This window comes from Anaerosporobacter sp. (assembly GCF_031551385.1).
GTDB lineage: Bacteria > Bacillota > Clostridia > Lachnospirales > Lachnospiraceae > Anaerosporobacter.
On the sequence record NZ_JAVBNS010000072.1, the window covers coordinates 16,671 to 28,941 of the forward strand.

Annotated in this window: 8 protein-coding genes; all 8 read left to right on the forward strand. The window is 34.4% G+C overall.

What is annotated here, in order from left to right; genetic code table 11:
* The first annotated feature begins 195 nt into the window (after positions 1–195).
* Positions 196–2,181 (forward strand): methyl-accepting chemotaxis protein, encoded by a 1,986-nt coding sequence (locus tag RMR19_RS07425; RefSeq protein WP_310602868.1) that lies wholly within the window; start codon positions 196–198, stop codon positions 2,179–2,181.
* A 296-nt stretch (positions 2,182–2,477) separates the two neighbouring features.
* Positions 2,478–3,965 carry an aminotransferase-like domain-containing protein gene (locus tag RMR19_RS07430; protein ID WP_310602869.1) on the forward strand — a complete coding sequence of 496 codons (1,488 nt, stop codon included), beginning with the start codon at positions 2,478–2,480 and terminating at the stop codon, positions 3,963–3,965.
* 143 nt (positions 3,966–4,108) lie between these two features.
* Positions 4,109–4,486, forward strand: coding sequence for a GntR family transcriptional regulator (locus RMR19_RS07435; RefSeq protein ID WP_310602870.1), 378 nt, complete (start codon positions 4,109–4,111; stop codon positions 4,484–4,486).
* Positions 4,479–5,381, forward strand: a complete 903-nt coding sequence (locus tag RMR19_RS07440; RefSeq protein WP_310602871.1) for an ABC transporter ATP-binding protein — start codon at positions 4,479–4,481, stop codon at positions 5,379–5,381. Before RMR19_RS07435 ends, RMR19_RS07440 begins: the two co-directional genes overlap by 8 nt.
* Positions 5,356–7,512: a DUF6449 domain-containing protein gene (locus RMR19_RS07445; RefSeq protein ID WP_310602872.1), complete on the forward strand. Its 2,157-nt coding sequence runs from the start codon at positions 5,356–5,358 to the stop codon at positions 7,510–7,512. Before RMR19_RS07440 ends, RMR19_RS07445 begins: the two co-directional genes overlap by 26 nt.
* Positions 7,513–7,775: 263 nt before the next feature.
* A complete protein-coding gene (locus tag RMR19_RS07450) occupies positions 7,776–9,530 on the forward strand; it encodes an ABC transporter ATP-binding protein (RefSeq protein WP_310602873.1) in 1,755 nt (584 codons plus the stop codon).
* Entirely contained in the window at positions 9,530–11,320 is a 1,791-nt protein-coding gene (locus RMR19_RS07455; RefSeq protein WP_310602874.1) for an ABC transporter ATP-binding protein, read from the forward strand. Before RMR19_RS07450 ends, RMR19_RS07455 begins: the two co-directional genes overlap by 1 nt.
* 237 nt (positions 11,321–11,557) lie before the next feature.
* Positions 11,558–12,271: hypothetical protein (locus RMR19_RS07460; protein ID WP_331654666.1), on the forward strand; the 714-nt coding region annotated here is incomplete at its 3' end.

Below are 12,271 nucleotides of genomic sequence, written 5' to 3' on the forward strand. Positions count from 1 at the left end.
TTTTTCAAGGAAATAACTTTAAATGGGAGTATAAAATAATAAAACACCTCTTGATTTTGATAAATTAAGAGGTGTTTCTGAATATTGTTCTCAATTAATAGAAATTGTGTTGCAATTGTTCCGAAAAAATGCTAAAATATATGATACGATACAAATGTACCATATAGTATATAGGAAGAAAGGACTAGTGCGCATATGAAATTAAGAAAAAAATTTATACTTTTATTTGCCTGTTTCGCACTGATTCCAACGTTAGCGGTAGGAACGACGACTAAATTGATAGTCGGAAAACAAGGGATTAAGGAGGCGCAGGAAAGTGCAGCACAAGAATTGGAACTTGCTCAAAGAGGAACGGAAACAATTCTTGATATGATAGGAAAGATTAATACTCAAGCTAGTAGTGAAATCGTATTTCATATGTTTTTGGAAGGAAGTACACAAGTACGTGTGGAGGAGGTAAACAATCGATTAAAGGCAATTACAGATACATACGCTGTACTTGACAATGCAATACTAACCGATACGAATGGAGTAGTAGTAGGATCGGATGACAGTTCTATGATTGGATTTAACTGTAATGATGCGTGGCCAGATGTAATAGAATCGGTAAAAAATACAGGAGAACAGACTACTTCAAGTGGAACGAAAAATGTAATATCTGGTGAAGTTATGTTAGTAATAGCGACTCCTGTAAAGGAAGGTAATACGGCAATTGGTTATCTATTGAGTGCAGTCAATGTGAATCAAATATATGCCAAAATAATCGAAGAGACAGCAGTATTAAAGACAGGATACATATACGTAGTAGAGGAAGACGGCACATTGCTTATGCATCCAAATTCTGAATTACTTTTAGACAATGAGACATTTAATACAATGTCGATTGCAGAAGAAGTGAAGTCATCAGAACATGCAAATGGAAAATATGTTTATGAGGGTGTAGAGCGATACTATACTTCGGATACAGGGTCTAATGGATGGATTTATATTGCAATTCTTCCTAAAGCAGAGGTGGAGGAACTTTCTAATTTCATCGTAAAGTTATTATTGATTGTTGTTGGCGTAATTGCGGTAATAGCGCCTTGGATTGCATTGTTAGTTGCACATGGTATATTAAAACCAATTAATAAGGTTTCTGAGAGAATTGGAACACTTGCTAAAGGTGATTTTACTGAAGTGATTGATGTGAAAAGTAAAAATGAAATTGGCAAAATGGCACGTCGCTTGAATAAAACAACGGATAGTCTTGCAGAGGCGGTACAAGGTGTTAAGTATACTGCTGATAATATGAGTACGCAATCCCAAGGATTGAAAGATATGTCAAATGAGATGAATCATGTCATTGATAGTATAACATCTTCGATTGAAACGATAGCAACAGGTTCATCAATGCAAGCATCAGCTATTCAGAGTACATTAGATATGCTTATAAGATTAGAAGATGAAATTAGTGATATTGATAAAAATATGAATTCAGTAGATAAGTCGGCTTCGAATGCACGAGATAAGGCGAGAGACGGACAAAATACGGTAAATATGCTAGCAGGTGCAATTCGTGAAATTCATGTTACATTTGAACAATTTAGTAAGAAGATTATTGACTTAGATATGACGGTTTCTAAAATTGGTAATATTACAAATGCAATCAATGATATTGCAAGCCAAACAAATCTGTTAGCACTTAATGCAGCAATCGAAGCAGCTCGTGCAGGCGAGATGGGAAAAGGATTTGCAGTAGTTGCAGAGGAAGTAAAGGTACTAGCAGAGCAATCACAAAAGTCAGCAGAAGAAATAGGTGTTTTAATTCAAAATGTAAATCAAGAAACTACAAGCGTTGTAAAAGATTCTTCACGTGTGGATGAATTATTAGCAGAGCAGAGTACGATTGTAGAGAGTGTTTTAAGTTCCTTTGAAGAAACACTTAACGCGATTCAAATTGCGGAACCAGCAATTGAAAGTACATTTAATTCATTAGCTGTTGCAGAAAAAGCGGGACATGCTGTAAGAGAGAAAGCAGAATCCGTTGCGGCAGCAGCACATGAAAATATGGCTTCTACACAACTAATGTCAGCAACTGCAGAAGAATTACTTGCAACAAGTGAAGAAGTTTCTCAAAATGCTATGAATGCAAGTCAATCAGCAAAAGCTTTAACTGAGATGATGGCAAAATTCAAATGTTAATTTGGGATACTTGTGTATGTTAATGCGTTGTGGAGGCACAAGTACAAATAAACTTATGTAAAAATAAAAAATCCTCATATCAATGTCATTAAATTCGGACGTTGATATGAGGATTTTTGTGTAAGTATGTAAGAGTGATGAAAGAGTGTTTTTGGGTGTTCGTATATCAACATAGTAACAATAAACCACGTCTCTAACAAGGACTTATTCGAGTGGCACTAGCAAAAAAGTGAAAAGCTTGTATACTTAATATAGATAAATATAGTTTTTTATGAGAGTAGTAGGAGGAAATTCGAATGTTATTTCATGACCTTGTTATTGATAAAGAAAGTCCAATATATGAACAGATTATAAATCATGTAAAACATAGTATTCAAACCAATATGATAGCACCAAATAGTAAGCTTCCTTCTACAAGGGAGTTGGCACAGATACTTGGAGTGAGTAGGAATACGGTTATATTAGCATATGAGAGTTTGGAAGCGGAGAATATAATTTACACGAAAAAGGGAAAAGGAACATTTATTACAGAAAGTATATTGAAGAGATATAAAGATAGAGATTATGATAGTAATCAAGAAATTGCATGGATAATAGATTGGGAAGAGAAAGCAAATACCTATTCGAAAGAAGCAGAACGAATGGACATAATTAAGAATGAAATCCCATGGAGTAAAGATTTAATTTCCTTTAAAAGCATTTCACCTGATGGAGAATTATTTGATCTAGAGGAATTTAAGCGTTCTTTCTTAAATCGTCTATCAGTAGAAGGGAACAAGATATTGAATTACGGCTATGCAAAAGGATATAAACCTTTAATTGATTATCTGAAACAATATATGAAGGAGAAAGGTGTAAGTGGAGAACACAAAGATATCATTGTTACGAATGGATTTACGGAAGGATTTGAAATGATGATGGAAGCATTTACAAGCCCAGGGGATTATGTACTCTGTGAAAATCCAACGCACAATACAGCATTGCGAATTATGAAATTACACGGAATAAAACCGATTGGAGTTCCAATGTTAGAAGATGGAATCGACATAGAAGCTCTTAGAGTATGCCTAGAAAAGTATCCAGTACGTTTTTTGTATGTGATACCTTCTTACCATAACCCAACAGGAATCGTAATTGGAGAGAGGAAACGTTCGCAGATATATGAGGTGTGTAGAACATATGGAGTACCAATTATAGAAGACGGATTTACAGAAGAACTGCTATATGGCAGCAGTCATATCACACCAATTGCAGCACTTGACAGAGAACGGAATGGAGTAGTCTATATCGGCAGTTTCTCTAAAATTCTATTTCCAGGATTACGAATCGGTTGGATTATGGGAGATAATCGAATGGTATCGCTACTCGAAAGCGTAAAGCGATGCAAGAATATTCATACGTCATCAATTGACCAAGGAATACTATATGAATATTTGCAATCGGGAATATTAAAACGACAGATGAAACGAATGCGAAAATCATACAAGGAAAGATTTGAATTGGCCAAACAATGTATCGAGCAATACATCGAGCCTGAATTTATATGGGGAGATGGTGGACTACATGTATATATAGGATTACAAGATGTATCAGCAAGAGAATTACTGCAATGTTGTCACAAAAGAAAAGTAATCTTTATGCCAGGGGATATATTTTCATTAGATGGTTCTGGAGAGTATACATTACGATTGGGATTATCAAGGGTATCCTTAGGGGAAATAGAGGACGGGATAAAAATTATCGGAGAGTGCTTGTGCGAAATTAAAAAGAATAGAAAAAATTAATATAATTACCAATTTTCTATTGACAATATGAATCAATGCATCTATACTAACTGTATTAATAATATTAATACAGTTAGTATGCGTTAATATTTATTCATTCAACACAAGTACCTCAACAACCTCAACAAAGAAAGGAGAGCGAAATGATAGTAATTGATTATAAGGATCGACGACCGATATATGAACAGGTGGTAGAGCGATTTCAAGAGTTGATTCTAAACGGAGCATTGCCAGCGGATACAAAGTTACCATCTGTACGTAATTTGGCAATAGAACTATCAATAAATCCGAATACCATTCAAAGAGCATATGCAACACTAGAACAGAAAGGATATATCTATTCTGTAAAGGGAAAAGGAAGTTTTATAGCGGGGGATGTGGAGCTGATGGATTTTAAGAAACAGGAAGTGTTAAAGCAGTTAGGAGAGGCAATAAATCAAGCTAGAAAGAATGGCATAGCATATGAAGAGGTAGAGAAGACATGTCAGGCAATCTATAAGGAGGAGCAAATCAATGATTGAAGCGATCAATGTAAGTAAGAAGTTTGATGACATCAAGGCTGTAGATCAAGTATCTGCTACAATTAAGGAAGGGAATGTGTTTGGACTTGTTGGAACAAATGGGGCTGGAAAGAGTACATTTCTTCGTATGTTAAGTGGAATTCTAAAGCCTGATAGTGGGGAAATTAAGTTAGATGGAATGAATGTATATGAGAATGTGGAAGCGAAAGAGAGATTCTTTTATATATCAGATGAACAGTTTTTCTTTCAAAATGCAACGCCAAAAGATATGAGGGAATTTTATCGTAATATATATAAAGACTTTGATGCAAAGAGATTTGACAAATTAATCAATCAGTTTGAATTAAGTCTAACAAGAAAGATAAACACATTTTCAAAGGGAATGAAGAAGCAGTTATCAGTGATTTGCGGTATCTGTGCAAATACAAAGTATCTATTCTGTGATGAGACATTTGATGGGCTTGACCCAGTTATGCGTCAAGCGGTGAAAAGTATATTCGCAAAAGAGTTGTCTGAGCGAGAGATGACTCCAATAATTGCATCACATAATTTGAGAGAGCTAGAAGACATCTGCGACCATGTAGGTCTATTGCATAAGGGGGGAATTCTGTTGTCTAAGGATTTATATGATATGAAATGCAATATTCATAAAGTGCAATGTGTATACAAAGCGCAAGAAGAAGTGGAAGAAGTCGAACAAGAGTTGAATTTAGTGAAGAAAGAGCAAAGAGGTTCGCTGTATACGTATACAGCAAGAGGAAATTGTGAAGAAATTACGGCAATTATTCAAAGGAGAAATCCGATTTTTGTTGAAGTGCTACCGCTTAGTTTAGAAGAGATATTTATTAGTGAAACGGAGGTAGTTGGATATGACATCAAGAAACTTATTATGTAGATTAATGAAAGAAGACATGAAGAGACGTCTTTGGGCAATTGCGATCTCTGTAATTACATTCTTATTCATATTGCCAATATATATTGCTACGTCACTTGAACAAGTAAGAACGTCACTGATAGATTGGCCAGGGATAATTGATAAGAAAGAACTCCTGATTTTTAGAGCAACAGAGTGTTTGAGTGTTGAGAATGGATTTTTGGTTATGCTTACGGTTGTAATAGCAGTAGTTTGTGGAATAAGTGGATTTTATTATTTGCAATCTAAGAAGAAAGTGGATTTCTATCATAGTCTACCAGTAAAAAGAGAGACATTATTTGCTTCTTCCTATCTTGTTGGAATTCTAGTTTATGTTATTCCATATATAATTGCTTTAGCGATAAGTTTTGTAATAGCAGGAATGAATGGAGCCTTTGCTTCGGAAGTATGGATGATGGCATGGGAGTCATTTGGAGTAAATGTATTAAACTATGTTATACTATACACAGTAATCATAATTGCTGTTTTATTGACAGGTCAAATGCTAGTAAGTATTTTGGCAAGTGCGGTATTTATGCTATATGCTCCAATGCTAGAGTCACTTATTAGAACATTGAATGGCAGCTATTTTAATACGTATTATCAAAGACGCGAGATTATAAGTTCGGCACTTTATCGATGTTCACCAATTAGCACATATTTGATAATGATAGAAGAATTGGAAAGTGAAGCACTACAAGTATCGACAGTATTACTTTGCCTAAGTGCTGTGATTTTTCTAATTATGGGAGCAGTTTGGCTATATCGTAAGAGAATGTCGGAGGCAGCAGGTAAAGCAATTTCCTATAAGAAATTACAGCCAATTATTAAAACGGTAATCTGTGTACCAATTGGTTTAGGAAGTGGATTTGTGTTTACAGGATTAACAGCTACACACACTATGTTTTGGTTGTTCTTTGGCATGATTTGTGGATATCTGTTATGTAGTTTTCTAATGGAGATTATATATCACTTTGATTTTAGAGCCGCATTTAAAAGTAAGATTCAGTTACTTGTTGGTGCTATATTAATGATTGGAATATTCTCTGTATATAAGTGGGATTTACTACATTATGATCAATATGCACCAGCAAAAGATAAGATTGAAAGTATGAGTATAGTATTAGATGGATTTGATACAGATCAAGGATATTCTCTATCAATAAATCCAGATGATAAAAAAACTATTTTGCGCCTGTCAAAAGAAGAATATGCATTTGAGTATATGAAATTGGAAGATATTGATGTAGCATATGAGATTACTCAAAGAGCTGCAAAGGCAGAAGGTAAGACTGCGGCTGAACGAAGTAGCGAAGGGAAATATACGAGTATATACGTTCAATATCGTTTGCACTCAGGAAGACACGTATATCGCCAATATATGATTCCAATGGATGAATACTATGATTTGTTGAATCAACTATATCAATCAGAAGAATATAAAGAAGGGCAATTCCCTCTATATAAGATGGAAGAAGTATCATATGTTGCTTGCTATAATGAATTCCAAGAGTTAAATATTACATTGTCAAAAGAAGAGAGAGCACAGCTACTAGCGATTTATGCAGAGGAATTTACAAAGCTATCATTCGACGATATAAAGGCTGAAGTACCACTAGCAACACTACAGTTTGGATATACAGACGATAAAGATGTTGATTTTTCCTATAATGCAGTGGTTTATCCCTCTTTTGCAAAATCAATAGCATTCTTAACAGAGCATGGATTTGATTTTACGAAGAGTTTTGATCTTAATAACGTTCAGACGATTAGAATATCGTATACGATTCCTTATGAATATCGTGATAAAATCAGTGAAGAAGAAAAATATTCAGAGGTGGATGACAAAGATGCAAGGACTTCATACTCTTATGTAAATGATGTTACCTACAATGATAGGGATACTATTAGCAAGATTACACCATATCTTGTTAGTGCATCTTATTCAGGGAACAATAGGATGTTGACGAATTATGAGAATTACCTTAGTATCGTAGTAGTAACAAATACAGATGAATATGGAAATACAATGGAAGTGCAATACGCAATCGATGTTAATAACATACCTGATTTTGTAAAAGAAGATATTAAATATATAGAGGTACAAGAGTAAAACAAAAAAACAAGTAGAGTTATGAAATAGAAGTGGCTATAATATGCTTAAAAGGCAAGTAATATTTGCTGGAAAAAGCGATTATAGCCATTTTTTTGTTGGAAATAAAGTGAATTTTGCAATTATATATTTTAAAACCTGCAAAGAATGTGTTAGAACTTGCAACAAAATTGTTAGAATTCGAAAATGGTTTGCCCTATAATGAATGAAACAAAAGGGATTCTAAAGGTATCATCAACTTTGGGAAAGGAAGAGGAAAAGATATGTCAGCAATGCAATGGTTTTACACGTTTATTAAAAAATACAGGTTTCGGCTTTTTGTTGCATTAGTATTAGTAACAATCACGTCGATACTTGCAATCATCAATCCATATGTTTCGGGTATGTTGATTGATGACGTAATACAGGGAGGAAAGCATTCGATACTTCCCATGTTAATAGTAATCTTATTAGGAATTACGATAATACGTTCCATACTACGTTATCTATTCTTAATGATATTCGAAAAATCGTCACAAGGTGTATTGTATTCAATGCGAGATGCTTTGTACAAACGATTACTAGAACAAGATTTTCAATTCTATAATAAAAACCGTACAGGAGACTTAATGTCTAGGCAGACGGGAGATATGGATGCCATTCGCCACTTTGTAGCATACGTAATCTACTCGCTTTATGAAAATGTATTATTGTTTGTAATAGCATTAGTTATGATTTTTACAGTAGATGTAAGACTAGCATTATGTATGATTATTGTTTTACCATTTACAGCATTAACAACATATTTTCAATCAAAGAATATTAAGCCGGCATTTCATAAGATACGTAATCGCTTTTCAAGCTTAAATACATTTGCACAAGAAAACATCAGTGGAAACAGGGTTGTAAAAGCTTTTGCAAAGGAAGATTTTGAGATAGAAAAATTCGATAAAGAAAATGATGCATTCAGAGAAGCAGAACTTGGAGCAACAGCTATTTGGAGTAAATACATACCTATTTTTGAGTTTTTCTCTAATGCGTTATATGCAATATTGATGCTTGTCGGTGGAATTATGGTTGTAAAAAAACAAATGACACTAGGTAACCTATTCACAATTAACGGTTACTTATGGATGCTAAACAACCCACTTCGTATGGCAGGATGGTTAACAAATGATGTTCAGAGATTTATCACATCAGTTGAAAAGATCTATTCAACATTTAAAGAAGAACCAGATATCAAAGAACCAAAAGATGCCTATAAAGGAAAACGTGTCAAAGGTACGATTGAATTTCACCATGTAAGCTATAAAGCAGAAGATGATGTAATTCTTAAAGATATCGATTTTACAGTAAAAGCAGGTCAAACGGTAGGTATCATAGGGGCTACTGGTTCAGGAAAATCAACAGTAATGAATCTGCTTTGTCGTTTCTATGATGTAACAAAGGGTGAAGTATGCATTGATGGTGTGAATGTTAAGAATATGGATTTACATTATCTAAGAGATCATATTGGAATGGCGATGCAAGATGTATTCCTATTCTCAGATACCGTAGAAGGAAATATTGCATATGGTAGACCAGATTGTACATTTGAAGAAGTAGAGAGAGTTGCAAAGATTGCAAATGCACATGACTTCATACTAAAGATGCCAGAAGGATATGATACAATCGTTGGTGAGCGAGGAGTAGGTCTATCTGGTGGACAAAAGCAAAGAATCTCTCTTGCGAGAGCACTACTTAAAAATCCATCTATCGTAATACTTGATGATACAACATCGGCAGTTGATATGGAGACAGAATCACAAATCCAGAGTGCACTTAATAATCTCTCAGATGAGAGAACAGTATTTGTTATTGCGCATAGAATATCATCGATTAAAGATGCTGATTTAATTCTTGTACTTGACAACGGAAGAATAGTTGAATCAGGAAATCATGAAAGTTTACTTGATAAGAAAGGTTATTATTATACCGTATTCAACCATCAGTATGGTGAGTTTAATACGATTGCATCAATGAAGGAGGGAATCGTGTAATGGCTAGAAATAAATATGATGTAGACGAATCCTTAGAGACGCAATTTGACGTAAATCAGTTAAAACGATTATTCCACTATATAAAACCATACCGAAACAAAATGATATTTGTTGTTATCATCATGTTAACAGCAAGTGCATTAAGTATGTTAGGTCCAAAACTATTGATGGTTGTTATGGATAACTATATTCCGAATGAAAATATAAGAGGAATCGTACAGATGAGTATCTTATATCTAAGCGTTGTACTAGTAATTGTAGTTACGCTTAAAGTAAAGATAAAATGTATGGCTCAGATTGGTCAAGATATTATTCATCAGATTCGTAAAGATTTGTTTGTTCATCTACAAGAGCTACCATTTTCATACTATGATGATCGTCCACATGGTAAGATACAAGTTCGTGTAGTAAACTATGTAAACAATATAAGTGACTTGTTATCCAATGGTATTATTAATACGATTACTGACTTATTTAGTTTAGTATTTATCATTATATTCATGCTCACAATCAATGTGAAATTAACATTAATATGCCTATGCGGTATTCCAGTAATGGTAGCATTCTTAATTATAATTAAGAAGAAACAAAGAAGTGCATGGCAAAGACTTAGCAATAAATCTTCAAACTTAAATGCCTACATTGCAGAAAGTATGAATGGTATTCGTGTTACACAATCGTTTGTACGTGAAGAAGAAAACACAGATATCTTCAACAAACTAAGTGATAACTATCGTACTGCATGGTTAGAAGCAGTGCGTTATAACTTCATGCTATCGCCATTAGTAGATAATATATCGACAATCACGACTTCTATTGTCTATGTGTTAGGAATATCATGGTTAGTAGGTGGTGTAAATTCAATTACAATCGGTACATTAGTAGCATTTACTTCTTATATAAGTCGTTTCTGGGCACCGATTACGAATATGGCAAGTTTCTATAATAGTTTATTAACAGCAATATCATACTTAGAGAGAATCTTCGAAACAATTGATGAACCTGTTGATGTAAAGGATTCACCAGACGCAACGGATATGCCGACTATTCATGGAGATGTAGAATTTAAAGATGTAGTATTTAGCTACGAAGAAGGAAATCCAATACTTAAAGGTGTTAACTTCAAGGTAAACAAAGGGGAATCGTATGCGATTGTAGGCCCTACGGGTGCAGGTAAAACGACAATTATTAATCTACTTAGCCGTTTCTATAACTTGGATTCAGGACAGATTCTAATCGATGGAATAGATATTAATACAGTAACGATTAAATCATTACGTTCGCAGATGGGAGTAATGTTGCAAGACAGTTTTATATTCTCAGGAACAATCATGGATAATATTCGTTATGGTAACATGACAGCAACAGATGATGAAGTAATCGAAGCAGCAAAGACCGTTTGTGCACATGATTTCATTATGCAGATGGAAGATGGATATAAAACCGAAGTAAATGAGAGAGGAAATCGTTTATCAGCAGGACAAAGACAATTGATTTCCTTTGCAAGAGCATTGCTTGCAGACCCTAAGATATTAATACTTGATGAAGCAACTTCAAGTATTGATACGGAGACAGAGATTGCGTTGCAGGAAGGATTGAATCGTTTGCTTAAAGACCGTACCTCATTTATTATTGCGCATCGTTTATCAACAATTAAGAACTCTACTTGTATTATGTATGTTGATCGAGGAGAGATTATTGAAAAAGGCAGTCATGATGAATTGATTCGTTATGGTGGTGAATACCGTGAACTGTACATGTCACAATATAAGTTCCTATTAGAAAACTAGTATAGACGACATGAAATAACTTACTGATCCAGTTAGGCTGAATTTGCAGATAAGCCCCAAATAAAGAAGATGAAAGACCATTTGTTTTGTATCAATTAGGGATACAAGATAAATGGTCTTTTTCGTATACAACTTCTAGTTTTTCCTAATAGTGACAGCGTTGCCACTAATAATGTATTTTATAAATGTTACAGAAATGTTACAATGTTTATACATCAGTAGAAGGGAGAGAATACGATGCAAAAGAAAATAATACAAAGGATAGCGGTCATAGCATGTTTGCTTTGTCTTGTAATGGGTTACATAGCAACACCACTTTCGGGGCAAGACATACCGAAAGCACAAGCAGCAACTATGCTAGCTAGGACAAACATAACAATCAAACAAAGAACAGCGACAACGGTTACTCTTTCAATACGAAAGGTATCTGGAGCGCAAGGCTATCAAGTTTACCGAGCAACTTTAGGATCAGGAAAGTATGAACAGGTAGCAAATACGACAGCAACAACATATAAAGATACAAAGCGTAAATCTTCAGTTAGTTATTGCTATAAAGTACGTCCATACAAAACTGTAAAAGGAAAGAAGGTATATGGTTCTTGTTCTAATGTAGCATGTGCGACAGCTACATTGAAAAAGACAGAGAATGTAAAGGTTACAACAGAGACAAATGGGAACAAAATAAGTTGGAGCAAAGTATCTGGTGCAAGTAAGTATAATGTGTATCGTTCTGCTTCAAAGAATGGTGAATATAAGTATATTGGTTGCTCATCAACAGTAAGCTATACAGATAAAACAGCAGACCAATCCAAAGTATATTACTATAAAGTACGTGCTTACAGCGGGTGCTATTTCGTAAACTACTATGGCGTATATTCAGATATCGTTGCATCGACTGTAAAAGAAGCAGATACAAACGATGGTAAAAAAGAAGATTCGAATAAAGACCAA

What these genes read in the sequence shown, in the direction of transcription:
- RMR19_RS07450 (WP_310602873.1), top strand. Translation starts at nt 7,776, where the DNA reads ATGTCAGCAATGCAATGGTTTTACACGTTTATTAAAAAATACAGGTTT.
- RMR19_RS07435 (WP_310602870.1), top strand. Translation starts at nt 4,109, where the DNA reads ATGATAGTAATTGATTATAAGGATCGACGACCGATATATGAACAGGTG.
- RMR19_RS07455 (WP_310602874.1), top strand. Translation starts at nt 9,530, where the DNA reads ATGGCTAGAAATAAATATGATGTAGACGAATCCTTAGAGACGCAATTT.
- RMR19_RS07425 (WP_310602868.1), top strand. Translation starts at nt 196, where the DNA reads ATGAAATTAAGAAAAAAATTTATACTTTTATTTGCCTGTTTCGCACTG.
- RMR19_RS07445 (WP_310602872.1), top strand. Translation starts at nt 5,356, where the DNA reads ATGACATCAAGAAACTTATTATGTAGATTAATGAAAGAAGACATGAAG.
- RMR19_RS07440 (WP_310602871.1), top strand. Translation starts at nt 4,479, where the DNA reads ATGATTGAAGCGATCAATGTAAGTAAGAAGTTTGATGACATCAAGGCT.
- RMR19_RS07430 (WP_310602869.1), top strand. Translation starts at nt 2,478, where the DNA reads ATGTTATTTCATGACCTTGTTATTGATAAAGAAAGTCCAATATATGAA.